This window comes from Bradyrhizobium sp. USDA 4503, assembly GCF_054055815.1.
In genome coordinates this window covers 7,599,984-7,624,130 of sequence record NZ_JBSRXS010000001.1, presented here as the reverse complement: position 1 = coordinate 7,624,130, position 24,147 = coordinate 7,599,984, and the positions used below count along the sequence as shown (strand labels likewise).

Below are 24,147 nucleotides of genomic sequence, written 5' to 3'. Positions count from 1 at the left end.
TCCAACCCCGACTTCAACGATCAAGACGCCCTACCCTTGCGCGAGGAGCGAGCGCGACGTCGCAGCATTTGCAAGACTGTCCGATTATGCGAAAGGCAACCGCTCTCTCTGACAGGAGTAAAAGTGATGCGGCAGCCGCACGTTTTCGGGAAACATCGCCCTGTACGATCTCACTCCAGTTGAACAGGTCGGATTTGCGGGGAGCAGCTTTGCTTCCCCATTTGCGCAATGTTGCGACGGCACGGCAGCTTCGATCTCGTATGCGGGACGCGCAACGCTGACGGGCGGACGCAGGCGCATTCGAAGATGCGCACAAGCTCCCGGAGGCTGCGAGCTGAAATTGCCGCCTCAGCCGCGATGAGCTTCTTAAGAAGCCATTCAGTTGTGAATGGCCTTTTTGCCTGAAATGCTACAGAGCCCGAGTTTCGGGAGAGCCGTCGTGCGAAGTGTCATGGCGACAGCGAAGCGACCAAAATGATCAGGCGTCCTTACGCCATCACCGCCCTATTTGCCCTTCGGCAGCTCGCTCATTGCGGCATTCCAGTTCGGCGTTCTCTGACCGAGTATGTTGCAAACAAAGAAGTCCAGCAGCTTGAGCTCGGCATAATTGCCCGGTGTTCCGTGATTGCCGCCGGGCACATAAAGCATATCGAAGAATTTTCCCGCCCTGATCAGCCGATCTGCAAGCTGCAACGTGGAGGACGGATCAACATTTTGGTCCATTTCGCCGACGACAAGCATCAGCTTACCCTGCAACCGATGTGCGTTGTCGATCATCGAAGACTGCGAATATTCGACGCCGACCGGCCAACCCATGTACTGTTCGTTCCACCAGATTTTGTCTATGCGGTTGTCGTAGCAGCCGCTGTTGGCCACGGCTACTTTGTAGAATTCAGGATAAAACAGCAGCGCGCTCACCGCATTCTGCCCGCCGGCGGACGTGCCAAAGATGCCGACATTGGAGATATCATACCAAGAATATCTTGCGCTGACCGCCTCGTGCCACAGGATTCGGTCGGGAAAGCCGCCGTCCTTCAGATTCTTCCAGGCAACGTCATGAAACGCGCGCGAGCGGTTATTCGTACCCATGCCATCGATCTGAACAACGATAAATCCCAGCTGGGTGAGCGGTTCGACCCGGGTCGAGAAAGATTTCGGAACGGAGGATCTGTGTGGGCCGGCATAGATGTCCTCGACGACCGGATATCTCCTGTTTGGATCGAAGTTGACCGGCAGGTGAATGACGCCCCATATATCGGTCTTGCCGTCCCGCCCCTTGGCAGTGAAGCTCAGTGGCGGCTTCCAACCGACGCCGATCAGGTCTCTTATATCGGCGCGCTCGACATCCGTAAGTTCGGAATTATCGCTGGCCCGGTACAACACCATGCGCGGCGGCAAGTCAATGCGTGACCACAGGTCGACATAGTAGCGTCCGCTCGGTGAGAACTCGATGTGATGATTGGCCTGCTCAGGCGTCAGCGCAGTCAGTCCCCTCCCATCGAAGTCGATGCGATAGGCGTGGACGAAATAGGGATCCTCCCCAGGGTTCATCCCGCTGGCGCCAAACCAGATCTGGCGTTTGATCGGATCGACATAATAGACCGCGCGGACCACCCAATCTCCTCTGGTGATCTGATTTTTGAGCTCACCGGTCCGGCCATTGAACAAATACAGGTGCTCATGCCCGTCGCGCTCGGACGCCCAGATGATCTCCTTCCCATCCTCAAGGTCGTACCGGAAGGTCTTTCCAGTACGTGGCTGCAGACGCCCGTACTCGATAAAGGTCTCGCTGACCTCGTCAATCAAGGAGCGCACCTGCCCGGTGGCGGCGTCCACCTCGACAAGTCGATAGAGCTGATGCCCACGTTGATTGTATTCGAAGGTAAAGCCACGTCCGTCCTTCCACCACTTGATCGGCGAGAGTTTATACGGATTTGGGAAAGCGGCGCTGTCGATTGCAATCACGCGCCGGCTGACGACATCAATGAGCACCGGCTGGGACAACGCCAGGGCATCACCCGGCTTTGCGTATGTCATCGACAAAGGCCTGGGTTGAATCTGGTCGGTTGGAGACGATTCGACGTAATGAATCTTCCTTTGGTCGCCTGGACGGATCCGATAAGCAGCCAGGCGAATTGAGTCCGGAGACCATCTTAACGTCGACAAAGCATAGTAGTTTCCTTCTGATCCGTCCCAGGTCAATGGGATGTCCTGCAGGCCGTCCTTGCTGCGCAGAAAGATATTGTAGTTTCTAATATAGGCGTCCCATCTCCCGTCGGGAGATGTACTTGTCTTCGACGAATGATTGACGGCAGGTAGCGTGTCGTCAGCACTCAGCCCCTGATGGACCTGCATGCTTGTGCAGACATAACTCGCAAGTTCGCAGCTCCAGCGGGTATTCTCGATTTCGAAACTGAGAGTTTGGCCGCTATCGGTCAGCTCGAAACGGGCGAAGGGCAGATCGTCGGCTTTGTAGTTCTTATGGCTCCTCTTGTTTAGCGCCGCCGCGAGGCGAATCTGATCAAAAGCTGGTCGCTTTACACCTGTGGCAGCATTCACCAGCATGAACTGGCGTTTGCCCTGGGTTGTACGTCGGTAGACGAACGACTCGCCCTCTGGCAGCCAGAACGGCACTTCGGGTACATTGACGGTGAGTTGGCCATAGCGATCGCCGATCGTCAGCGCTCGCTCATAATCGGACTGAACCAGCGGCGGACGGGCGATTTCGTCGGCCAGGGCGTGCGCGGCAGCAGATTCCGGCTGGACCAGCATCGCAAGCACTACAAGAACTCCAGGTCGCATTTCATCCCACGAAAATGACAAGCTCGTGCCAACCGCGGCGACCTGACCAATGTCCGATCGCTGCTCTGCCGCCGGTGATATGCAGGGGCCATGCCAGCTGATGCGGCGCGCGTGCCGGCTCTTTTCGATCTCAACGTCGTTTTCGCGCCAAGATCTGTGACTGTTCAACGCACAGCTGGTCGGACGTCGAACACAAAGCGTATATCGCACGTGGTCTAGTGGTTGATTTCAGGCCAGTATGCTGAAAAACTTGAACTCCGGCTCCAACAACTGCCAAGGCAGCATGAAGATGCCATCGAAAGTCAACCGATTGGCTCCTACCGCCACCACATGCAAGGACGCAGCGATCTCCTCTTCGTTTCGCCACGGCAGCCGTGGTTGTTGCAGCTGGTCAGATATGCGATCATCTTCGTCATCAGATCGCGCGCCTCGGCCTCGACGGCAATTGTAACCGGATGCTAAGTGCCGCTGGTTAGACGTACATCATTTGGTCGACAGCTCTTTGACTTGCCGTGAGGCGCAATCGATGGGCTGCCAATGATCGAGCCTCTGTCGGTATCGTTGCAGAGGCCCCTGCCGGTCGAATCCGTCTGCTCCGAGAACGCAACGTCGTACTCTCGACACCTTGATGCGGGGACTGACGCGCAATGGAGCGGTGGTGTTGCGGTGTGCTGCTCCTGATGAGAGAATGTTGCACGCAGTGGCATCGTTGATCGTTCGCGGCCGAAACCACCTGTGTGCTGATGTGACCAGGAGAGAGTTTCGCGGGTGATGCCTCGCCCTCCGGTTGCTGGGACGATCGCGCGCGGCTACGAACTGGGCTGGATCTGAATGCTCATGACCTAGCGATAACTCGCATCCGTGAGATGTCCGTCCAGGCGATCACGAAAGCTTCTAGATAGCCAGTCAAGTCCCTCAGGTTGCCAATGAGCTCACCTTCTCTCCTCCGGCAGAACGGTGAGGTCTGACAAACTGGATCGCATCGCCTTGTGCATTATTGGCGAGTTTGACGGTCGCACGTTCGCCAACGCACCATCTCCAGCGCAAGTGACGATGGTACCGCGCCCAGCTTCCATCTCATCGTCCTGCATGTGCGGTTGATGACGCGAGTGTCCAAAACCCTACCATAAGATACGACCATCTAAGACGCCGGGCGGAGAGCGATGCGAAGCCCCTTTGTCACGCCGGCCGCGCGCCATATTCCTGGGAACGGCACGCGGATTGCTGGGCAAGGATCAACGAGCTGCCGCGAAGAAGGCGGTCGCAGCGGACCCGGAGTCCAAAATGAGGCTTATCCGATTGATCTTGATCGATCTGACTTTGATGCTGCTTGCACCCGGGAACGCAGAAGCCACGATTAGGGCCGCCGGCGCAGCCTTCACATCTGCTACCAAAACTGTGACGTCATCGGAGCGGATTTCGGCCCCAGATCCAATCTTGAGCTCTGGCGCGAGCCGACAGCCTTCCCGCCCAACGACACAAGCGGCGCCATTTCAGCTTGCAACGAACCCCCTCGGTCCGGTCAAGCCGGCTGAGCATTCCACGATGCTGGAATTGGGCTCTCCCTGTGTGATCGGCAAGCGCGCAGGGCAGCTTCCGATTGCCACGATCATCGATGGCTCGGAGATGCTCAACAAGCCGCTTGTCCTAACACCATCGATCTCTATTGCCGCAACCATGCGTTATGGCCTTTTGGGGCGCAGACACGGCGTTGGAGCGGAACAGACTGGATTCTCGGAGGCATGGTGATCGCGGCGATTCTGCTCGTGATCTTGGTAGAAAGATACTTCACAGGCGCGGGCACGTGAGAGAAGCAAAACCTGGCTATATCGAATTCGCCTTCAACGGCTCTCTCGCAAACATCCCGCTGGTGGCCCAATTCAGCGCGCCAGCCAAAGGCATCACGGCTATTTTCGGGCCGCCCGGCTGCGGCAAGACCGCGCTCGCACGCTGCATCGCCGGCGTGCAGCGTCTGCCGGGTGGATTTTGCGCAATCGATGGTGAGATTTGGCAGGATCAGACGACGTTTCGGCCGCCTCATCTGCGTCCCGTCGCTTATGTATTCCAACGACCAATTCTTTTTTCGCATTTGTCCGTCAAGCGCACCCTTCTGTTCAACGCGTCGAAATCGAAACCGACACTGATCGATTTTGATGGCGTGGTCGAATTGCTCGCCCTTACCCCGCTGCTCGAGCGTTCGCCATCGCATCTTTCTGACGCCGAGCGACAGCGCCTTGCCCTGGGCAGCGCGCTGCTGGCACAACCTCGGCTACTTTTGCTTGACGACCCGCTCATTTTGCTCGACCGCTCCGCTAAGTGCGAGATCTTGCCGTTTCTCGAGCGGATGCGGGAAGAGCTCCCATTACCCATGATCTATGTCAGCCATGACATGGCTGACATAGAGCGCTTTGCCGATCATCTCGTCATGATGAAAGATGGCGCTGTGACTGCAGCCGGGCCACTCAATGTCGTTCAGATCGCCCCGGCTCTTGCCGCGCGCGGCGATGCGGCAGTCTGCCTTGATACCGTGGTCGGCGGCTATGACGGGCGCTATGGGCTGATCATCCTCCGCCTCAAAGGTGCGCGCCTGTTGATTCCTGGATCGCCGCTTAGGCCGGGCGCGCAGCTTCGGCTGCGCGTCGCAGCCGGCGATGTCAGCATCGCGTGCGAGCCGCCGCGCGCCAGCTCCATCCTCAATGTCTTTCCGGCACGCATCAAAGCCTCTCTGCCGTTCGACGATGCTGAGGTCACCTTGGTCCTGGCTCTCGAAACTGGCCGTTCGGGCGTACCGCTTCTGGCCCGCATCCCGCGTCGCTCCTTTGATGCGCTACGGCTCAGCAATGGTATTGACGTATTCGCCGAGGTCGCGCGCGCCGTGCCGGTCGCAGTCCCCGAGCGGTTGCTCGCAGGGCCTTCCACATCAGCAGGAGGCGTTCGACGGGTAAGCGCCGATACGAGAAACGAACAGCAATCGGAGTACGACAGTGAGCGACAATCTTGATGAGATAGATCCGAAGCATGTTGCGGCTGCCTTCGACCGGCCAGACGATGTAGATATGCTACAGGGCGATTCAGCCCAGGATCTCGCGCGGCGAGTCGTACGCATCGGCGGCATCATCCGGCGACACTTGACGGGCGCACACGGTACCCGGCCTGGTCGCAAGGGACATTGCGTCAGGGCGAGAAATCTCGACTTCCGAGCAAGTCGGCAGCGCAGCTTTGTCTATAAGCTCGATACAAATGGACTCGCGAAGGCCGCAGCTATCGCTTTCCGAGCGCCTCGCGACCTGGTCGATCTCCTCGCGATGAGCACATTTTGCCGGCAGCAAGCAACTGGCGGCCGTCTGCGCGCCGAATTCGTCGACCCAATCGCCCGGGACGTACCACTTCTGACAGCCGTTCTAGTTAGATGTCTTGCCGCTTGGCGAACTTTTACGGGTGATGTTGGCACGTTGCTATTTTGCGATCGCCAAATCGTTCAGCGATGGTGGCGCGATATCTCCACGCGCCTGGCGCGCAGCTGGGCTTTCATTCCCACCTGCGACTATTTGGGCACTATGATACCGGAGCGCTTGATGACGACAGTACGACCACCGGATACGCCGCTCCGAAATCGCCCGTCAGACACTTCGCCGTCTCTGAAAACAGCCTTAGCTCCGGGCTCCGCTCCTCGTTACGAGACACCATGATGCTTTGCGAAGGCTCCGATTATGGACGTTCAGCCGGCGAGAAGTCGCAGTTTAATCAACTTGGCGCTATTCAGTCGAGGCGGATTTCAGCCCCTCAGCCGGTTTTGCAGTGCCTGCCGATCAATGACGAGATTGGTGAGACTGAGGTCTGACTGCCGTCTTCCCGCGAGCCGCCTGACCAGCGCCCGCGTACCGTCGACCACAAAGACACCGCAGTCATAGCCGTTCCTCTGCTGGCGTATGGAGGCGCCTTGCAGATCGGCTCCCACCCGCGCTGCGAGCATTGCTGCAGGTCTGTCATCGTATCCCTGAGCTGAGTCGTAGTGGTAGGCAACCGGCCCGTCGCGATCGCGGCGGTCCACCAGCAGCAACGACCAATGGGAGCCGCGGCGATCGAGGTCCGTGGCGCTGGCATCATTGACCGGCAAGAACAGGAGGTCGGCTGTATCGTTGCCATCCCGATCGTCGACAATGCGATGGAATGCGGCTAGCGCGTCGGCATCGGTCCCCTGGCCCACCCGAAAGGCCATGAGAGGATCGACGAACCGAGTCCTGGCGGCGAGGTTTGGATTGCTCGCCCACAATTCCTGCGCCAGGAGTTCGTAGTCCCGCTGGATATGCTCGTCGCCCAGCCATTCCCTCGCTCCGAGAACCCGTCCGCTGCGGTCGCTGGCAGAGGCACCCGCAGCCGAACCAGCGACCCGGGTCTTAGGAACCGAGGATGGGCCAGCATGATGGATCAGCTGAGCGTCGCGGCGTCCTCGCGGACCCACGTGATGGAGTAGGTCTCCCCGTTGATGGAGACCGGCTGGGGAGCCATTCGCGAACTCGGCAACAGCATTTTATTATCCAGTACATCGAGCAGGAAATCCGGCACCGGCTGTGAGCCATGCTGCCAATCCTCGCCGACGAGATATCCGATGTCCTCGAGCTCTTGAGGCATACCCGATGGCCCGATGAAGAACGGAGGTCTCTGCACCGACCCTGACTGGGCGTCGTCACGCATGTCCTGCGGTGTGGACGGCAGGTCAACCAAAGAACCGAGACCCCGATAGATGTCTGAGGACCAAGCTGGCTCGCCTCGCCCATCGGCGTTGGAAAGTCGAAATAGGATGGCAGTTGCGGAACCAAGTCGAGCTCGACCCGGCCTGCTCCTGCAAGCCGGCCTGACCAAACGGGCCTAACACCGGCGGCCACTCACTTTCGGACGGCGGCGTCGGCAAATCTCGCATCCAGGTCGAGGTGGAGGTTGAGTCCGAGCCTGCGCTTTGCTGAGGAAAGGGTACACCCAGCGCTCTGTTTGCCTCGACGACTTGCGCATACTGCCTGAGCTTCTTGAGCGTCACGCCAGATTTCCCGTTGGCTTCGGCGTAAGCCCGGTAGTCTGCATCCAGCGAGCGTTGCTGCTCATTATTGCCGTTGATTCGCCTCGCGATGCTCGCCTTGCCCTCTGTGCGGAGCCAATCACCGAACTTGCGTTGCGCCGAAGCAGTGCTTTGAATGGTTTCCTATTCTGCGAACTCGAATCGAGCTTGCTCAGCTCTTCGTTGGCAAGGCCCGCGATGAGGCTGGGGTCGTCGTCGTAACGACGAAATCCTTGTTGGGGCTCGAGACCTAGATATTCTCTAAAGGGATCGAGTAGGGCCGTCCGCTTTGTGGCTCTACTGAACGCCGCATAATCTGCGTTCAATGACGATTTCTGCGCAGCATTGCCGTCGATTCGGTCCATGATGTGATAGCCGCATGTGCGTTGACACTCTACAACCTGACGCTACGTAGATTTCCAGCCTTCATTGCCACCGCAGCGAGCCTGGTTGGGTTCATTCATGTTTCAGGTGCGGCACATCCTCGCAGCTTGGTGATCACCTGCCGTTTCGAGCGGCCTCAATGCGCGAGGCGCACTCTGCAGCCAAGCCGCTGCGCGGCGCAACCAGGACAATCGGCTCTTGAGAACTGATGGCATGTCGTTTGCTTCACCAGCGTGGTCACCATGTCCGAAAACAAACGTGTGAGGACCGTATGCTTGGAATTGGAAGTCAATTGCCGCCGTTCGAGATCACAGGCGTGAAGCCTGGCTTTCAGGCGCAGGAGGAAGATGGGCAGAGTGCATTCGAGACGTTGACCGAAGCCAGCTTCCCAGAAAAATGGAAGATCATCTTCTTCTATCCCAAGGACTTTACCTTCGTCTGCCCGACCGAAATCGCCGAGTTTGCCCGGCTTTCCAAGGAATTCGTCGACCGCGATGCAGTGGTACTGGGCGGCTCGACTGACAACGAGTTCTGCAAGCTTGCGTGGCGACGCTCTCATTCCGACTTGCACAATTTACCAATCTGGCAGTTTGCCGACACAAAGGGGACCCTGGTCGATGGCCTTGGTGTGCGTTCCCCCGAAGGGGTCGCGTATCGCTACACCTATATTGTTGACCCTGCCAACACGATCCAGCACGTCTATGCGACCAATCTCAACGTCGGGCGCAGCCCCAAGGACACACTGCGCGTGCTGGACGCCCTCCAAACCGACGAGCTCTGTCCCTGCAACCGCGAAATCGGCGGCGAAGTCCTGAAGGTCGCTTGAGGCAGCATGTCGTCGATTGAACAGTTGAACGAAAAGATCCCAGATTTCGCCAAGGACGTCAGACTCAATCTGACGTCCTTGATGGCCGATGAGACACTCTCGCCGCAGCGGCAATACGGGCTGTTGCTGGCGAGCGCGATTGCGACCCGCAATGCAGACGTCATTGCCGCAATGGAATCCGCCGCGGTCGCTGTGATGACGCCCGTGGCGATCGCGGCAGCGAAATCTGCGGCCGCTGTGATGGCGATGAACAATGTCTACTACCGCTTCGTTCACCTCGCCTCTAATCCGGAATACAAGACAATGCCGCCACGGCTGCGCATGAACGTGATTGGCAGTCCGGGTGTTGACAAGTCTGATTTCGAGCTATGGTCACTTGCTGTCTCCGCCATAAACGGATGCGGTGCTTGTATCGATGCCCACGAGAAGACACTGCGAGCTGCGGGCGTCAGCTCCGAAGTGATCCTCACTGCCGTGCGCTCTGCAGCTATCGTCCAGTCAGTGGCGATTGCTATCGAAGCCGTTCGGCCGAGCCCATCCCAGGCAACGGGCTGACTCCTCCTCTGCCATCCGATCGACAGGGTGTCGCGCCGTTCCGTATCGCCACACCGGTCCTGTTACCTTAATACGTGTCTAGCTCAAATTGCGCGCACCGTGCCAGAGGCGGAACGCGCGAAAGATGCTAATATCACGACGCTTAGGGCGGTTCGTACCACGGCTTCGTTCCATCCTCACCTTACCCTCAGCCAAACTTGAACAGCACCCCATATCCGCCGCGCGGGTAACTCCACTGGACATCGCCGGTGGGCTCGGCGATCACCCGACAGGTACCGCACTCGATACAGCCGTCAACAGTCACCTCGACCCGCCCCTCATCGTTCAGCTCGTAGCATCGCGCGGGGCACGCTTTCAAAAGCGCGACTAGCTGCGGCGATGGGGACGTGTGTGCGCGAACCTTTACGTGAGGACGACCAATGTCGACAAGGTAGCGGTTGTAATACAGCTTGTCTTCTACGCGCACCGAGGGTTCGGCATCCATGCTCTGTCCTTCCATACTTGGAACTCACACTGTTGATAATTAGCGCCAGGCTCGCGCAAAACGACATGCATCGCCGAACAGCCCCATCCATGAGCGCGCCTTGACAAAGGATTTCAAGGTCGCCTTCTCCTTCTCAACCTTGGGCGTACCATCGACCCGCACAAAGTTTTGCATTGCCTTAGAGATGAGCTGCGGATAGGTGAGAAAGAAGTTTTGTGAGTGAGTATGCATCAGGGGCGGCAAATCCTTGTACTTCTTGAGGTCCTTGATGACGAAGGACTCATCCAACATCTTCTTGTAGAGCGACAGATTTGTCGCTGTCATCGGCTCGCCGCGCGATTTCACCAGGCCGATCGCTTCGGCCGCTATGCGACCTGAGGTCATCGCGAGATTGGACCCCTCTCGATGAACGGCATTGTTGAGTTGCGCCGCATCGCCAACGACTACCCAGCCTTCCCCGTAGAGCTGCGGGATCGATTTGTAGCCTCCTTCAGGGATGAGATGCGCCGAATATTCCTTGACTTCGGAACCTGCTAGCAGAGGCAACACAGAGGGATGCCTTTTGAATTGATCGAGCAAGCCGTAGGGCGTCTGTCCGGTGCGCTGGAAATCGGCGACGAGACAACCGATGCCCAGCGAAATACACTCCTTGTTGGCATAGATGAAACCCATTCCGGTCATACCGCGGGAAATGGTGCCCGCCGCCTCGATCACGACGCCTTCTTCGCCCTTAAGATTGAAACGCGCTTCGATAGTCTCGCGAGGCAAGAAGTGCATTTCCTTGACGGCGAGCGCAACGTTATCGGGTGTCGGCCGCGCGCGCAGGCCCGCGCGCGTCCCAAGCAGACCATTGACCCCTTCAGCGAGCACGACGACATCGGCATGTATTTCGCCGTCGCGGCGATCTGTACGAACGCCGACAATCCTTTCACGCTGGTCCCGTATGAGCTCCGTCACGGTCGTCTCGCAGAGCACGGTCGCGCCGGCTTCGCGCACCTTTGACGAGAACCATTTGTCAAACTGCGCGCGTATGATCGTGTAACGGTTCGGCCGCTCCTCGTTGAAATCGTCCGAGCGGTAATGCATCCCGACATGCGAGCGGTCGTCCATCATCCAGAACCGTTGTTCAACCAGATGACGTTCGAGCGGCGCCTCTTCGCGAAACTCGGGGATTAGCTTTTCCACCATGTCCGCGTAGAGGATTGCGCCCTGCACATTTTTCGATCCAGGATATTCGCCGCGCTCGAGCTGCAGCACCTTCATGCCTTGCCTGGCCATGGACAACGCCGCCGCGTTACCAGCCATACCGGCTCCTACCACGATGGCATCGAACCTCTCTTCAATCATCATCGTCTCCTCTAGACCGCGATCCGGGCGCGCGAATTCGGCAAGAGCCGAGCGCGAAATGCCGCCGTCAGCGCCGGCAGCAATTGCATGGCATCACTGACGATCGCAACATGGGCGAAGTCGAAGATCGGAGCACGTTTGTCAGTATTGATGGCGACGATCAGATCCGCCCCCTCGACACCCACCCGGTGCTGGATCGCGCCGGAAATACCGGCCGCAATATAGAGCTTTGGCCGGATCGTCTTGCCGGTCTGACCGATCTGCCGATCAGATGTAACCCACCCCTTCTGCACCAGAGGACGCGAGCAGCCATATTCAGCGCCAAGAAGAGTTGCGAGCTCGCGCACCAGCCGGAAGTTCTCAGGCGATCCCAATCCCAAGCCACCCGCAACCACGACGTCGGCATAGGCCAGATTTGATGTCTCGGAATCACGATCTGGGAGGAACGACAGAACTTTCGTGACAATATCGTCTTCGACAAGGCCGAGCGGATGGACGATGATACGGGCCGCATCACGTTCGACGCGCTCAGGCATCGGCATGACCCGCGGGCGCACTGTTGCCATCTGCGGACGATAATTCAAGGTATAGATCGTGCAGAGCAACGAGCCGCCAAAGGTCGGACGCGTCGCCGCAAGAGAACCATCGGCGTCGACATCGAGCGCGGTGCAGTCGGCAGTGAGTCCCGTTGACAAAGTCGTCGCCACGGAACCCGCGAGATCGCGCCCCAGCGTGGTCGCGCCCAACAGCAGGATCTCGGGCTTGTAGGTATTGACGAGTTCGGTGAGCGCCTTGGTATAGGATTCATTGCGGTAATCCGCCAAAACGTTGTCGCTCACGAGATAGGTCAGATTGGCCCCATAGCAAAAGGATTCAAGTGCGGCGTTACGGGTGGACTGTCCCTCCGGGCCGACAACGACCGCGGCGAGATTCACCTTCAGCTTGTCGGCAAGCCTGCGCCCCGCTCCCATGAGCTCCCAGGAAACCGGATGCACCTGGCCGCGCTCCAGCTCGACGAAAACCCAGACATGCTTGTAGGCCTTAAAGTGCTCCGGCAGTTCCTTCTTGGCTGCTGCCCGGCCGGCCGCCGCAGGCACAGCCGATTTGGTGACATTGCTCATGCTTTAAAGTCCCCTCAAGAATACGCGCGCCCGCGCCACAGGTTTGTATCTAGATTCAGTTGACTGAGGATCAGTTCTGATCGGCAAGTGGCCGGCTGCTCGGCTGCCCGGCCCGCTTAGTGCAAACCGACCAGGTAGTAAAACTCGTCATCGACGTAGACGCTCCGGGCGGGCCAGAGCCAGAGATGTCCTCGACGGTAGTGCCTCGCGCGCTCGGTTCGACAAGCGCCACGGTGCCGGCGACGCCGCTACGGCATCTGTGCCCGGAAGAGTTGTTGCGTCCGCCTGCTCTGCAGTATCGGCGCCTCGCTTTCGGCCCAGCGCTCTGCACCGGGTGCGACCACCAAGGCGATCGGAGCTGCACACCTTTCATGCACTGCGTGGTCAGCCTCCAGCCCCGGCACCTTGCATCGGCCGCGCTTGGCGCCTCCGCCGGACGCATGTTGCTATCCGCGTTGCGACGAATGCCACTTTGCGCGCATCCGCGGACTCGCTCGACGCTGACGACTATGTACATGCCCTCTCCAGATGTTGCGCAACGGACGACTTAGCCACTGACCACCATCTCACGGTCGGTGTCGGCTTCGTCCGCATCAAAGGCCATATCGAACGGACCGGGCGCGAGCGTGAGCCGCGAGATCATGCCGCATCGCTCGGTAGGCGGTAGAAGCAGTGTCATAGGTGTTCCTTTTCATCTCGGACGACCGCCATCTGTCAGCATCGATGACGGGATAGGCACGACAACAGCAAGTGTCGTACCACTTGCAAGAACCATCGAAAGTCAGGCGGAAGCAATGATTTGACAGACACTTAAATGCTCGCTCAGGGCCTTGGACACGACCGGTCCGGACATGGGTCGGGAATGCGACAGCGTCGCGCGGGTCATGGCTGGCAGATAGATGATCTGGATGAAGGAGCTGTCAGACCGCACGGCAATTGTTAGAGAACACCTCAATGCGGTGGAGCGCGAAGTCACTTCAGCTCGCTCAACGGAACAAAGGCTGTCGGTTTGCCTGGCCCTGCAACCGCATCCTTCAAAACCTTGAATACTCGCTGATCAATCGGCCGCGATGCCACGAAATCAGCATAAGCCTGCTCCAGCATCGCTTTGCACCGAGCTCTGATTTCCGGCTCTGTGGCGCCAGAAAATTGCTCTTTGGCGAAATATTGTCCCATGCGCTTTAGGATGTGAAGGCGCGCGACATTTACAATCTTTGGATCATAATCGACGCCAAGCAGCGAAAAGAACTCCTCTGCCGACGAGGCGTTGCTAAGCCGGTCCAGAATAGGGGCTGCCGGGGATGAGTTGATCATCGAAAGGTCTCCTTTGGATCAGCTCTCGGACGCCAAATAAGATACTCTTAGCGCCTGATGATATTGCCGCGGTTCTACCTCGCACAGCGGGTGCGCATCGCCAACGCCCGCCCCTGGAACGCCGACGCGCTCAACTTCGCTATCCAGATCTGCAGGTTCGGCGGGCGGCAGCCCGGAGGAGGAAGGGGCATGAACGGCCAAACCGCAATCGGTGCTGATGCTCGTCCGACCGGTGGTCGGGCGGGACGGCAGCCTCAAGAGAAGACGTCGCTTGGCAGTCCGCGGACGGCTCGCTGCCGGATTGCAGATCACAGCATGAATGCCGGAATAGCCCGTAATAGCTGGAGCGCAGATTTGCGAGCGGCGAGCTGGCATGCGGAAGTGAGGCATTTTCGCGCCAATCAGTGGCATCGGATGGCCTCCTTGCGATGCACTTGGTCTCTCGAATAGTCGGCGCAAACGATGCTAAGCACGGCTCTTCACCCGCTTTGGGTGGCTGGGCATCCGCACACGTCGCGCCAGATCGCCGCCACCGTTTTGCGCTCGACCGGCAGCTTGTGTTCGATCGCATGCTTGCGAACCTGCGACAGGATCTGTCTGGCTTGATCGGCGCTGGCGGCCAGCTTGAGTTCATCGAGCAACGCCGTAATCGCCGCAAGTCCGGAATGCTTGCCGATCACAAAGCGGTTGCGGCGGCCAAGCAAAGCCGGATCGAGCGACTGATAGGTGCGCTGATCCTTCAAAAGGCCATCGACATGAATGCCGGATTCGTGCGTAAATACGTGCGCTCCAACGATGGCCTTATTCAGAGGAATGGCACGCGCGGCTGCGGCTGCGACCAGTGCGGCGACGTTCTCGAGCTCCGGAAGTATGATGCCGGTCTCGCGCCCGTAGAGCTGCTTGAGTGCGACCGCGACTTCCTCGAGCGGCGCATTTCCGGCCCGCTCGCCTAGCCCGATGACGGTCACCGAAGCGTGGCTCGCGCCAGCTTTGATGGCTGAGAGTGTATTGGCGGTCGCGAGTCCGAGATCGTCGTGGCCGTGAAACTCGAGTTCTAAATCGGTGGTCACACGCAGTTTCCTGACCAGCGCGTAGGTTGCGTCGGGGTCGAGCACACTGAGCGTATCTGCAACACGAAAGCGACGCGCGCCCGCGGCTTTTGCGACTGCAACCAGCCGGATCAGAAACTCGACATTGGCGCGCGAAGCGTCCTCGCCGCCAACAGAAACTTGAAGCCCCTTCTGACGAGCATAACCGACCAATTGTCTCACCTGTTCCAGTGCCAGGCTGCGATGACCGCCGAGCTTGGCTGCGATCTGCACATCGGAAGTCGGGATCGACATGTTGATCATGGACACCCGGGCTTCAATCGCCGCATCGACGTCCGCTTTCCTCATCCGGCACCAGCCTATCGTCGTCAGCGGAAGATCTGCTTCGACAATGGCGCGGATTGCTGTGATTTCCTCATTGCCCATCACGGGCGTTCCCGCCTCGATCTCCGTGACCCCGGCCCGCGCAAGCGCCTGCGCGATCGCTAGCTTTTCCTTCGTGGTGAACGCAACACCGGGCGCCTGCTCCCCGTCCCTTAGCGTCGTATCGTTAAGCACGGTCGGCTTCGCGCGTTCTTGATCGAACCATGAGGGTTCGTCGCTAGAGGCGATCACGCAGGCTGGCTCCTTATCTTTGACCACATCCCTTTCAGCAACCCGCATGCCACTGCGCTATCCCTGCCAACGGATTGAAAATCTACGCTTCCTTCCTTAACCTCCTCCCGCCAATGGATTGCCGCAAACGCGACTGGCTCATGAAAAGGGCGCTTTTGCCATTCCCAAGTCGAGTTCGAAAGCCAACCCGATTGCAGCGCGACGCGATGTTGGCGATTGATCCCGGAGCAATTCTGGCCGGCATGTCTTGGATCCATGGTCACTTGCTCGCATTAAAGCGGCGTTTATCCGCACGATGACATGCCGCGGGGATCGCTAGATCCTGGAAGCGTTGTCGCGCTGCAACGCACGAGAACGTTTGTGGCAAGTCAGATGGGCCAATCAGCGGTGACCTGCTGGCGAGCCGCCTCCAGCAACTGGTCGCGCCGGCGCTCGGCCATCCGGCTCTCACCGCTTTCTTCGCCGAAACAAAGGTTGAAGTCGTTACATTGCGTGCACACTGGTGTTGTGCACATCGCGAGGCCTTCATCCTCGCAAAGCATGCGATAGAAGAAACGCTTCCAACGCATATTGTTGACATTGCGCGCGGCGAGCGGCGCATAGTGACGGCTGAGCAGCCGAGAGAGCTCGCCACGATTGCGCAATCCGAGATCTTCCCATAGATGGTCTGGTTCGATGGCTCGTCGGGCGATCATGGCAGCCAGCCAGCGGCCGAGATCTCCTTCCGTCGAGCGGTGCTTCAGGAGAAGATCGCGCACCATTGCGATTTCGTCGTTCTCGTTGCATTTGTACCTCAGGAGCTCATCGGGGAGTTCGACCTCAAGTGAGGGAAAGTACTGCGCGAGCAAAGCCGCGAGTTCATCGCCCGATAGGCCAGTCTTCTCCGGAAGAGCGCCACCATCCATCGTGGCAGCCGCCAGAATAGATGCCAAAGCGTGGCGGTCGAAATGACCGTCACTGGCAATGTCGGCATCCGCAGGAAGTACGCCGGTGAGGAGGCGGTAGGCTACAATTCCGTTGGAACTGCTCGCATCAGGCTCACAAGCAGCCATAAACGGAAGGAAGTGCACTTCGGACATGATTTTGTGGGTCTCTATAGCGGCCAGGTTTGCGCCGCCGCATCCTGGTCCCGGCCGGGGGCGCTGATCAGAATGCCGGCCTCCCCGGATGGGGGGTGAGGGAGGCCGGCATCCGTCGCGCGCCTTCGCAAGGCCGCGACTCACGACCTTTACTCGGCCGCGAGCTCGGCGGCAGTTTTGCCGATGATGGATTCGTCGACCGGCTTCATAATGCCATGCTCCATCAGCATGTCCTCGAGCTCGTCCATGGAGATTGGAGTCGGAATGATGCCCTTGCCGCCATTGTTGTGAACCTTGGTAGCGAGATTGCGATAGTGATCGGCCTGCTTCGAATCGGGCGCATACTCAAGCACCGTCATGCGGCGGAGTTCGGCATGCTGCACCACGTTGTCGCGCGGCACGAAGTAGATCAGCTGAGTGCCTAGCTTTTTGGCCAGCGCCTCCGCCAGTTCCAATTCCTTGTCCGTCTGTCGTTCATTGCAGATCAGGCCGCCCAGCCGCACACCGCCCGAGTTGGCGTATTTCAGGATACCCTTCGAAATGTTGTTGGCGGCATACATGGCCATCATTTCACCGGACATCACGATATAGATCTCCTGCGCCTTGTTTTCACGGATTGGCATCGCAAAGCCACCGCAAACGACGTCGCCGAGCACATCATAGGATACGTAGTCAATGTTCTCATAGGCGCCGTTCTCCTCGAGGAAGTTGATCGAAGTGATGACGCCACGACCGGCGCAGCCGACGCCCGGCTCAGGACCACCGGACTCTACGCAACGGATGTCCTTGTAGCCGACCTTCATCACGTCCTCGAGTTCAAGATCCTCCACGCTGCCGGCGCTCGCCGCCAAGCTCAGAATCGTGTCCTGCGCCTTGGCGTGCAAGATCAAGCGGGTCGAGTCCGCTTTAGGATCGCACCCGACAATCAGGATTTTCTGACCCATCTCGGCCAGCGCCGCCAACGTGTTCTGGGAAGTCGTCGACTTGCCGATGCCACCTTTTCCGTAGAACGCGATTTGCCTTAGTGAAGACATGTTGCTCTCCATCAACCGATTTGCCAAAAGTTGCGCGCCTCTGACGCGCGAGCTTGTTTCTCTCTCTCAGAAACGGGGCACACGGGTTCAAGGGAAGGAGCACATCGCTCGTCTTACGCGTCGGCGTGCACTCAGCCCTCACTCAGTGTTGCTGCCCGATATTAGCAACCGCCGTGCCAACGCTCGTAAGCGCTGCCCAAGTCTTTGATTACATTTAAAAAGCCACCTGCCCGCGAGTGCGCCTGACTGTTTTGGAATCTATCGGTCAGCGCGGCTGTCAGAAAACGAACAAGAGCGGCAACCGCTGACGCGAAGCCCATTTGCATGGGCTGTCCCATATCCTCAGCCACGGAATGGGACTTGCTACTCCTCTCGTGAACCGGCTCTCTGGGACTTGAGCGGTGCGACAATGTCGGTTGTGATCCAGACTGACCGGACAGCGGATACCAGCGGCGCTTAGCCGACTGACATTGAAGATAATTGGCAAGACCATCGAATGGGCGTCGAACGCAGCAGCGACATGGCCATCGCTCAGCTCAGCCCTGCCAACATAGGTATGACATGGCGACAATCATCTTTTATCAAAAGCCCGGCTGCGCGACCAACGCGCGTCAGATTCAAGCGTTCAACGCTGCCGGTCACGACATCATAGCCAAAGATATTTTGATGGAGCCGTGGGCTTCGGAAGAACTGCGCCGCTTCTTCGGCAATACCCCGGTCGCCTCCTGGTTCAACCAAGCGGCCCCCCGTATCAAATCAGGCGAAGTCAATCCCGCCATGATTGACGCCCAGCGCGCACTAGCGTTGATGTTAGACGATCCGCTCCTGATACGCAGACCTCTGATCGACGTCGACGGATCACGATGCGCCGGATTCGATCATGAGCTCGTGCTGTCGCTGCTTGGCCGCAAGACCCCAGATGATCTCGATGGATGTGTGCATGACGCAAACGAGACGCGCTGTCCGCAAACGTGAGGCTAGGACAGAAGGCTTTGATGCGAAGAACCACATTTTTCTGCTTCCGGCTTGGTTCGTGACCGCCGACTCGGACCCTCGCTGAGAGGGCCAACCTGGCTGCTCCGTAACACGGATCTGCCGATATTGCCCCTCGGGTGAATGCTGCCTCTACCGGCCCTGCAATGTGCGGGGTTGCTGCGTTGCCACTTTAATCGCGATGGCACAACGAGACTGGATAAGGCATCAAGCCAACAAACAATTTCCTGAAGAGATTGAGACTCAGCACAGGCTATGAATCGAACAGCTATAAAGCAAAGACAACGACGCTTCGATAGCCGTGCTTCTTATGCAACTCAGCCGCATAATTGCTGTGAGCCAGGCACCTTTTTGATCCGCATCAAATCCTCCGCCGCTCGTCATGTGTGACAGAGATCCCGCGCGCCTTATCGCGCGACTTTTGGAATGGAGAATTCGATGAGAACAAGAACAATTCTGACGACGACGTCGCTCCTCACGCTCGCGATCTCGTTGGCCAGCATCTCGGCACAGGCTGCAGATCTCGGTCCGGCGCCGGTTTATTACAAAGCGCCCCCGATCGAACCGTTCAATCCATGGATGATCCGCCTGCGGGTGCTCGGCGTTTTGCCGGATACCGCAGGCAGTTCAGTCCACGTCGCAGGAGTGCCCTCGCTGTCTTCTCCCAACTCCGGGCTATCGATCAGCGATCAAGCCATACCGGAGCTCGACATCACCTATTTCTTCACGAAAAACATCGCGGCTGAACTTATTCTCGGCGTGACCCGCCATCACATCAACGGCACTGGCACGCTTAATGGACTCGATATCGGCAAAGCTTGGCTATTGCCCCCGACGCTGACCCTGCAATATCACTTCAACGATTTCGGCCCACTGAAGCCTTATATCGGCGCAGGCATCAACTACACCGCATTCTTCAATCAGTCGGCGGCCAATACGTCGCTCGCCGGCCTTACCGTGACGGATCTGCACATCAGCAACAAGTTCGGCGCGGCGGTCCAATTTGGCTTCGATTACATGCTTGACCGTCATTGGGGCCTCAACTTCGACGTGAAAAAGCTGTGGCTGCGGCCAGACTATTCTGCGACCGTAAACAATGCGATTCCCGTCTCCGGGCGCGCCAATATCGACCCATGGCTCATCAGCGGCGGCATCGCTTACAAGTTCTGACGTCAGAATAGGGTCCAGAGAAGAAGACAAGGTTGTCAATCCGGACGCGGCGAGCCATCGAGCGCGTCCTTCAACCGCACCGCAGTTCATCCGCGAGCGAGATGGCGTGTCAAAGACGCGTCGTCTCGCGAAGAAAGTAAGCGCCATCCGCTCCTTGCGCTTGCCCCGTGCAGCGCACCAGACAATATAGAGTGACGCGAACAGATTGATCCAACAGCCATCAAAGAAACACGTTCTTGCTTTGTCAGGCGTTGCGACCGCGCCAGTTGCCGATCGGGTCTGAAAATTCAAGGCGCCGCGCTGCGCCGTGACAATGATAGTCTGACGAGGGAGTTGACGCTCAAGGTTCAGGGCCCGGGCACGAGCAGCGCTCTAATCTGGGCCCGTCTCACCGAACATCTCAAAGAGCGCCATAACGACAAGCTCCATGACGCGCTGTTCGCACGTCCTGACGCCTGAGGGCCGCCCGGTCATCGTGAGCCGACCGACGTGCCGAGGGGACAGCTCATCGACGGAGGAGCTGTCCATACTTGATTGCCCGGCCAAGCGGCGCGAAGCAAGGCGTTTAGCTGCGCTTTAGCACCATCACCAGGCGGTCGACACGTTTACCCTGCTTGAGATGGGATTCCAGGATTTCATCGACGTCCTCCGGCGTAGTCGCGCGGTACCAGATTCCGTCAGGATAGACGACCATCAAGGGACCGGAGTTACAATAGCCGAGGCAGCCAGCCATCGTGAAACCGATATCGTTAAGGCCTTGCGCTTCGATCGCCTTGCCCATGCGATCCCACAGTGCTTGCGCGCCAGAGGCGCCGCAACTGCCGTGCGGATGAGTGAGCGGACGCTGCGTGTTGCAGGCAAAGACATGATGCCTATAAATTTGGGGGAGCTCGAATTCGGTTTCTGAGTCCATGCGCTTATCCTGTGATCAGTGCGAGCGATCCGAAAGAGACATGGCCCGGGCCCGCATCGCCCTCACAGGGTCTGTTGCTGTCGAACGCCGCATCGATCGATTGATGCTACTGATTTCGACGCGCGCCTGCGAACGCAGGCGAAATGAGCGAACGCAACACTAATTGTAAACGCTGAAGATCAGCCACACATGATTCACGTCTGGCACAACCTTCCTGATTCGTTTCAACGTCTTCTCCTACCATCGCACTCTCTTCGCTCCGACATTGCTCAACCATCCGATTGCTCCGAAGCAAGTTCCACACCAAATGCAGAATCCTTGCGTTTTTACGACTATCTTTTGTTCTGCCAAGGCGCTCTTCATCGTTGATGCTGGAATTCCAACATGTCGTTTCTCTTCTGTTTTGGACAGGACAATCGTTGGCTTCGCATTTGACGCTCCCCATTCTGCTTCAGCCGTTCGCACGCATGATGTGCGCTCTGCTGTTTCCGATCTATTGTTTACCTCAACAAGATAGCGCCTGACGCAAACGTCCCGACAGTCAGAGTGAACGCAGACCCGCGTTCAAGGCTATAGGTTAAGCTGCCTGGACTTGATCGGCCGTCACGAAACCCGCAATACAGCGGACCTAGATCGCGCCCACAACCGTGCAAGATACGGTCAAGGCGGACTTGCCGCCTCAATCCGAACAGCGAACACGTGTTCATTCATGCATGCGTCCGTAAACCGGCGGCCCCCGAAGATCGCGGCGCCACTCGCTGAGAGGTCGCATTGAGGCGTTTGGCATTGCAATTGCAGCGCAGAAAATAAGCCGGCCGTCGCTGACGGCCAAAAGCTTCTGACACAGGATCGTCATTGTTCCTCCCAAACGATCCTGTCAGTCTGGGTCTCCCCATTCTCGCAGCCCAGACGGTGTCCTCGGCGGACTTCCAGCCGCCGAGGACATTTCTTGAACATGTTCTATCGGCCGGCAGCAAGAAGCACGTCCCGCCTGCGAGATCCATTTGGCGAGTTGACGTAAGAGCAACCTTTTGTTGGTACGGCGGAGCTCGCTGGCGCCCGGCAGCAATGCGTTGGACTGCCGTTCGCTCTGACAAGCTAAGAGAGCATAATACCCATCTGCACCAACGCTCAGGAGCGACGATTTCGTCCTCCGATAAAATCCCTCAGCCACCTTGAACAACAGCCAAATGATACGCCGTTAATCCGGATGGATCGTGATATCCATTGTTTCTTCGCTGTCCTCGAAGCGCTCGGAAGCCCGATCCTCCTCCAGCAGCTTGACGCCACATAGGCAAACGTCACCTTCGATCACGGCGAGCGCTACTGGCTCAAGCGCTTGTCCATTGCAGGGACCATCGATGCACACTCCGGTCTCGATCTCGAACCTTGCACCATGCCGGCCGCATCTGAGAAAGGAATGGTCTGCCGAGAAAAACTCGCCGGATCCGATGTTCAGCCAGACGCCGTCATGCGGACAACGGTTGACATAGCCAAAATAGTCGTTGCCGAAGGTGCGCACCACGATAATGGAAAACAACCGGCTCTCGCCGCTATCATCGATACGCGACAGGCTAAAGCCCCTGGCGCCACTCCGCTCGATGGCATCGGCCGGACAGACGGTAAAAACCTCGATCTGATCGCCCATTGGGTTCCGGATCATCGCTTGGCTCATCCCGGCCTCGCAGTTTCCTGCTTGAAGGCTTCGACCGTAGTACGGCTCAATCGGAAGATGCCACGACCACGAGCGAGCGGTCGATATGCCGAGCTAGCGCGGGCGTTGAGAACTTCAAACCATTGGTTCGGCGTGAGCTTTGCCGGGCGTTCGCTGATCTGGACCACCCTTCCATTCGGAGCGAAGCGGACGTGAATGATGACTTCCTGTACGTTCATGGTAAGCTCTGTTTGACTAACTCGAGACACCCCAGCCGAAACCGATGGTGGCGTGCTCGGATTCGAGCATCTTGGCGCGTAGGCCTTAAGCCACGGCGTGGGCACGACACTTTGCGACGATCGAGCAGGCTTTCTGCGAGCGCGAGGCTGGAGCATTTCTCCCGCAGCTTCCCGAACAGTACATGATGCGGCGGCATGCGACATGTTCCGCATTTATGCGGATATCTATCCGCCCGCGGGGCATCGCATGACATGCGCTCGATTGATTTCTCATCTCGCGCACGCCCAGAGCTACGATTGTGCTCAATCAATCCTCCTTTCATGTGGTGCACAACGATCATCTCAGTAAATCGCCGCACCTGCGCCCACGTTGATCGAGGCATCTTTCATGGTCTCCACGATAAACGCGATCTGCTTGTTCGTGAGATGGGTGTGAAACGGCAGCGCTAAAGCGCGATCAGCGACCTTTTCGGTAACCAGGAAATCGCCACGGCGATAGCCGAGGTCAAAATAGTGGCGTTGCAAATGCAACGGCTGGCTGTAGGCAGCGGACTGAATCTGGGCGGCGCGCAGATCATCGATGATGGCGTCCCGACCGGATCGCGTGAAGCGTGTCCCCAATTGAACGAGATAGAGCATCCAGTTCACATCCGTCACATCGGGACCGACATAAGGCGGCTTGATGCCTTCAAATGACTGGATATGCGCGTTATAGAGCTGCTCGATGAGCCGACGCCGCTCCAGGATTTCATCGAGACGCTTCAGCTGCGCCAGCCCCAAGGCAGCCGTGAGGTCGCTGATGCCAGCCTGGTAAGGTGCTGTGCTCGCGACGACGACTGAGAATCGCTCGTCCAGGCGGTGGGCGCGATGGCGGCGCAACCCAAGCGCAATATCAATGTCATCCGTCACCACCATTGCGCCTTCACCGCAGCTTAGGGCTACCGGCTGGGCAAAGTCGAACACGGCCAGGTCGCCAAATCGGCCGACGAGCTCCCCCTTGTAGCTCGACCCGATCGCCTCGGTGGAATCCTCCAAGAGCAGCAGCCGGTGGCGCTGTGCGACCGTCCGCAGTTCTGCCCATGGCGCAGGATGACCGTTGGGATTGCCGGCAACAATCGCCCGCGTGCAGGCCGTAATGCTCTCTTCGACCTTCGCTGGAACCAATGTTCCCGACCAATAGTCGACGTCGGCAAATACCACCCGTGCGCCTGCGAGACTGATGGCATGCGCTGTTTCGCGAAAGGCGTAGGGCGAGGCGATGACCTCATGTCCTGCTCCGATCCCGAGCGCCTTGAGTGCAAGCAGGAGCCCAATAGTACCACTCGAAACCGCAACGGCATGTTTGCGGCCCAGATAGACCGCGAAAGCCTGCTCGAACGCCTCAGTGATCCGCCCACTGGAGATCTGCGACGAACACAGCAGGGTTTCCACTGCAGAGAGCTCAGCGACGGTAATATCCGGGTCCGACAGTGGGATGAAGGATGCATTATTCTCCACATCGTGCGCGCCATCGCA

The 24,147-nt window shown here is 58.3% G+C and carries 22 protein-coding genes; 7 read left to right on the top strand and 15 right to left on the bottom strand.

Going from position 1 to position 24,147, the window contains the following annotated elements:
- Nucleotides 1-504: 504 nt before the first annotated feature.
- Nucleotides 505-2,772, bottom strand: coding sequence for a DPP IV N-terminal domain-containing protein (locus ACVMIH_RS36205; RefSeq protein WP_456866622.1), 2,268 nt, complete (start codon nt 2,770-2,772; stop codon nt 505-507).
- Between the two features lie 1,251 nt (nt 2,773-4,023).
- Here ACVMIH_RS36205 and ACVMIH_RS36200 point away from each other — a divergent pair.
- The 3 genes from ACVMIH_RS36200 to ACVMIH_RS36190 are packed head-to-tail and all read left to right on the top strand — an operon-like array spanning nt 4,024 to nt 6,491.
- Nucleotides 4,024-4,551 carry a hypothetical protein gene (locus ACVMIH_RS36200; protein WP_456865059.1) on the top strand — a complete coding sequence of 176 codons (528 nt, stop codon included), beginning with the start codon at nt 4,024-4,026 and terminating at the stop codon, nt 4,549-4,551.
- Between the two features lie 55 nt (nt 4,552-4,606).
- Nucleotides 4,607-5,803, top strand: a complete 1,197-nt coding sequence (modC, locus tag ACVMIH_RS36195; protein ID WP_456865057.1) for a molybdenum ABC transporter ATP-binding protein — start codon at nt 4,607-4,609, stop codon at nt 5,801-5,803.
- On the top strand, nt 5,787-6,491 hold the full coding sequence (locus ACVMIH_RS36190; protein ID WP_456865055.1) for a DUF2478 domain-containing protein: 705 nt from the start codon (nt 5,787-5,789) through the stop codon (nt 6,489-6,491). The genes modC and ACVMIH_RS36190 overlap by 17 nt, the downstream gene beginning before the upstream one ends.
- A gap of 86 nt (nt 6,492-6,577) precedes the next feature.
- Here ACVMIH_RS36190 and ACVMIH_RS36185 read toward each other — a convergent pair whose 3' ends face one another.
- Together ACVMIH_RS36185 and ACVMIH_RS36180 are read right to left on the bottom strand one after the other, a co-directional pair.
- Nucleotides 6,578-7,021, bottom strand: a complete 444-nt coding sequence (locus ACVMIH_RS36185) for a hypothetical protein (protein WP_456865053.1) — start codon at nt 7,019-7,021, stop codon at nt 6,578-6,580.
- A 209-nt stretch (nt 7,022-7,230) separates the two neighbouring features.
- On the bottom strand, nt 7,231-7,527 hold the full coding sequence (locus ACVMIH_RS36180; protein ID WP_456865051.1) for a hypothetical protein: 297 nt from the start codon (nt 7,525-7,527) through the stop codon (nt 7,231-7,233).
- 983 nt (nt 7,528-8,510) lie between these two features.
- On the opposite strand from ACVMIH_RS36180, the gene ACVMIH_RS36175 reads away from it, so the two are divergent.
- On the top strand, nt 8,511-9,065 hold the full coding sequence (locus ACVMIH_RS36175) for a peroxiredoxin (RefSeq protein WP_253624722.1): 555 nt from the start codon (nt 8,511-8,513) through the stop codon (nt 9,063-9,065).
- Nucleotides 9,066-9,071: 6 nt separating this feature from the next.
- Nucleotides 9,072-9,620 (top strand): carboxymuconolactone decarboxylase family protein, encoded by a 549-nt coding sequence (locus ACVMIH_RS36170; protein ID WP_456865049.1) that lies wholly within the window; start codon nt 9,072-9,074, stop codon nt 9,618-9,620.
- A gap of 187 nt (nt 9,621-9,807) precedes the next feature.
- On the opposite strand, the gene ACVMIH_RS36165 is transcribed toward ACVMIH_RS36170, so the two are convergent.
- From ACVMIH_RS36165 to nifH, 8 genes are all read right to left on the bottom strand, one after another.
- The gene (locus ACVMIH_RS36165; protein WP_456852942.1) at nt 9,808-10,104 is read right to left on the bottom strand and encodes a ferredoxin family protein; all 297 of its coding nucleotides are present in this window, start codon (nt 10,102-10,104) and stop codon (nt 9,808-9,810) included.
- Between the two features lie 39 nt (nt 10,105-10,143).
- A complete protein-coding gene (locus tag ACVMIH_RS36160) occupies nt 10,144-11,451 on the bottom strand; it encodes an FAD-dependent oxidoreductase (RefSeq protein ID WP_456865047.1) in 1,308 nt (435 codons plus the stop codon).
- A gap of 11 nt (nt 11,452-11,462) precedes the next feature.
- Nucleotides 11,463-12,572 (bottom strand): electron transfer flavoprotein subunit alpha/FixB family protein, encoded by a 1,110-nt coding sequence (locus ACVMIH_RS36155; RefSeq protein ID WP_456865045.1) that lies wholly within the window; start codon nt 12,570-12,572, stop codon nt 11,463-11,465.
- A 547-nt stretch (nt 12,573-13,119) separates the two neighbouring features.
- Entirely contained in the window at nt 13,120-13,251 is a 132-nt protein-coding gene (locus ACVMIH_RS36150) for a hypothetical protein (protein WP_456865043.1), read from the bottom strand.
- Nucleotides 13,252-13,544: 293 nt separating this feature from the next.
- Nucleotides 13,545-13,886 carry a nitrogenase stabilizing/protective protein NifW gene (nifW, locus tag ACVMIH_RS36145; RefSeq protein ID WP_163154794.1) on the bottom strand — a complete coding sequence of 114 codons (342 nt, stop codon included), beginning with the start codon at nt 13,884-13,886 and terminating at the stop codon, nt 13,545-13,547.
- A 479-nt stretch (nt 13,887-14,365) separates the two neighbouring features.
- Complete coding sequence (nifV, locus tag ACVMIH_RS36140) at nt 14,366-15,598, bottom strand: homocitrate synthase (protein WP_456865042.1); 1,233 nt, start codon at nt 15,596-15,598, stop codon at nt 14,366-14,368.
- A gap of 320 nt (nt 15,599-15,918) precedes the next feature.
- Nucleotides 15,919-16,629, bottom strand: a complete 711-nt coding sequence (locus ACVMIH_RS36135) for a nitrogen fixation protein NifQ (protein WP_456828167.1) — start codon at nt 16,627-16,629, stop codon at nt 15,919-15,921.
- Nucleotides 16,630-16,778: 149 nt separating this feature from the next.
- Entirely contained in the window at nt 16,779-17,663 is an 885-nt protein-coding gene (gene nifH, locus ACVMIH_RS36130; protein ID WP_253626052.1) for a nitrogenase iron protein, read from the bottom strand.
- Between the two features lie 561 nt (nt 17,664-18,224).
- On the opposite strand from nifH, the gene ACVMIH_RS36125 reads away from it, so the two are divergent.
- Entirely contained in the window at nt 18,225-18,638 is a 414-nt protein-coding gene (locus ACVMIH_RS36125; protein ID WP_456865040.1) for an ArsC/Spx/MgsR family protein, read from the top strand.
- Nucleotides 18,639-19,082: 444 nt separating this feature from the next.
- Nucleotides 19,083-19,826: an OmpW/AlkL family protein gene (locus ACVMIH_RS36120; RefSeq protein WP_456828165.1), complete on the top strand. Its 744-nt coding sequence runs from the start codon at nt 19,083-19,085 to the stop codon at nt 19,824-19,826.
- Between the two features lie 565 nt (nt 19,827-20,391).
- Here the strand turns inward: ACVMIH_RS36120 and ACVMIH_RS36115 are convergent.
- The 4 genes from ACVMIH_RS36115 to ACVMIH_RS36100 form a co-directional block, all read right to left on the bottom strand.
- Complete coding sequence (locus tag ACVMIH_RS36115; protein WP_456865038.1) at nt 20,392-20,739, bottom strand: (2Fe-2S) ferredoxin domain-containing protein; 348 nt, start codon at nt 20,737-20,739, stop codon at nt 20,392-20,394.
- Nucleotides 20,740-21,940: 1,201 nt separating this feature from the next.
- Nucleotides 21,941-22,414 (bottom strand): Rieske (2Fe-2S) protein, encoded by a 474-nt coding sequence (locus ACVMIH_RS36110; RefSeq protein WP_456865036.1) that lies wholly within the window; start codon nt 22,412-22,414, stop codon nt 21,941-21,943.
- Nucleotides 22,411-22,632: a hypothetical protein gene (locus ACVMIH_RS36105; RefSeq protein WP_456852953.1), complete on the bottom strand. Its 222-nt coding sequence runs from the start codon at nt 22,630-22,632 to the stop codon at nt 22,411-22,413. Before ACVMIH_RS36105 ends, ACVMIH_RS36110 begins: the two co-directional genes overlap by 4 nt.
- Nucleotides 22,633-22,974: 342 nt before the next feature.
- The gene (locus tag ACVMIH_RS36100; protein ID WP_456866620.1) at nt 22,975-24,129 is read right to left on the bottom strand and encodes a DegT/DnrJ/EryC1/StrS family aminotransferase; all 1,155 of its coding nucleotides are present in this window, start codon (nt 24,127-24,129) and stop codon (nt 22,975-22,977) included.
- Nucleotides 24,130-24,147 lie beyond the last annotated feature (18 nt).

Bases quoted from the DNA above. Each gene is read 5' to 3' on its own strand.
- ACVMIH_RS36205 (WP_456866622.1), bottom strand. From the start codon at position 2,772: ATGCTGGTCCAGCCGGAATCTGCTGCCGCGCACGCCCTGGCCGACGAA.
- ACVMIH_RS36185 (WP_456865053.1), bottom strand. From the start codon at position 7,021: ATGGCCTTTCGGGTGGGCCAGGGGACCGATGCCGACGCGCTAGCCGCA.
- ACVMIH_RS36175 (WP_253624722.1), top strand. From the start codon at position 8,511: ATGCTTGGAATTGGAAGTCAATTGCCGCCGTTCGAGATCACAGGCGTG.
- ACVMIH_RS36170 (WP_456865049.1), top strand. From the start codon at position 9,072: ATGTCGTCGATTGAACAGTTGAACGAAAAGATCCCAGATTTCGCCAAG.
- ACVMIH_RS36165 (WP_456852942.1), bottom strand. From the start codon at position 10,104: ATGGATGCCGAACCCTCGGTGCGCGTAGAAGACAAGCTGTATTACAAC.
- ACVMIH_RS36160 (WP_456865047.1), bottom strand. From the start codon at position 11,451: ATGATTGAAGAGAGGTTCGATGCCATCGTGGTAGGAGCCGGTATGGCT.
- ACVMIH_RS36155 (WP_456865045.1), bottom strand. From the start codon at position 12,572: ATGAGCAATGTCACCAAATCGGCTGTGCCTGCGGCGGCCGGCCGGGCA.
- ACVMIH_RS36150 (WP_456865043.1), bottom strand. From the start codon at position 13,251: ATGACACTGCTTCTACCGCCTACCGAGCGATGCGGCATGATCTCGCGG.
- nifW (WP_163154794.1), bottom strand. From the start codon at position 13,886: ATGATCAACTCATCCCCGGCAGCCCCTATTCTGGACCGGCTTAGCAAC.
- nifV (WP_456865042.1), bottom strand. From the start codon at position 15,598: ATGCGGGTTGCTGAAAGGGATGTGGTCAAAGATAAGGAGCCAGCCTGC.
- ACVMIH_RS36135 (WP_456828167.1), bottom strand. From the start codon at position 16,629: ATGTCCGAAGTGCACTTCCTTCCGTTTATGGCTGCTTGTGAGCCTGAT.
- nifH (WP_253626052.1), bottom strand. From the start codon at position 17,663: ATGTCTTCACTAAGGCAAATCGCGTTCTACGGAAAAGGTGGCATCGGC.
- ACVMIH_RS36125 (WP_456865040.1), top strand. From the start codon at position 18,225: ATGGCGACAATCATCTTTTATCAAAAGCCCGGCTGCGCGACCAACGCG.
- ACVMIH_RS36120 (WP_456828165.1), top strand. From the start codon at position 19,083: ATGGAGAATTCGATGAGAACAAGAACAATTCTGACGACGACGTCGCTC.
- ACVMIH_RS36115 (WP_456865038.1), bottom strand. From the start codon at position 20,739: ATGGACTCAGAAACCGAATTCGAGCTCCCCCAAATTTATAGGCATCAT.
- ACVMIH_RS36110 (WP_456865036.1), bottom strand. From the start codon at position 22,414: ATGAGCCAAGCGATGATCCGGAACCCAATGGGCGATCAGATCGAGGTT.
- ACVMIH_RS36105 (WP_456852953.1), bottom strand. From the start codon at position 22,632: ATGAACGTACAGGAAGTCATCATTCACGTCCGCTTCGCTCCGAATGGA.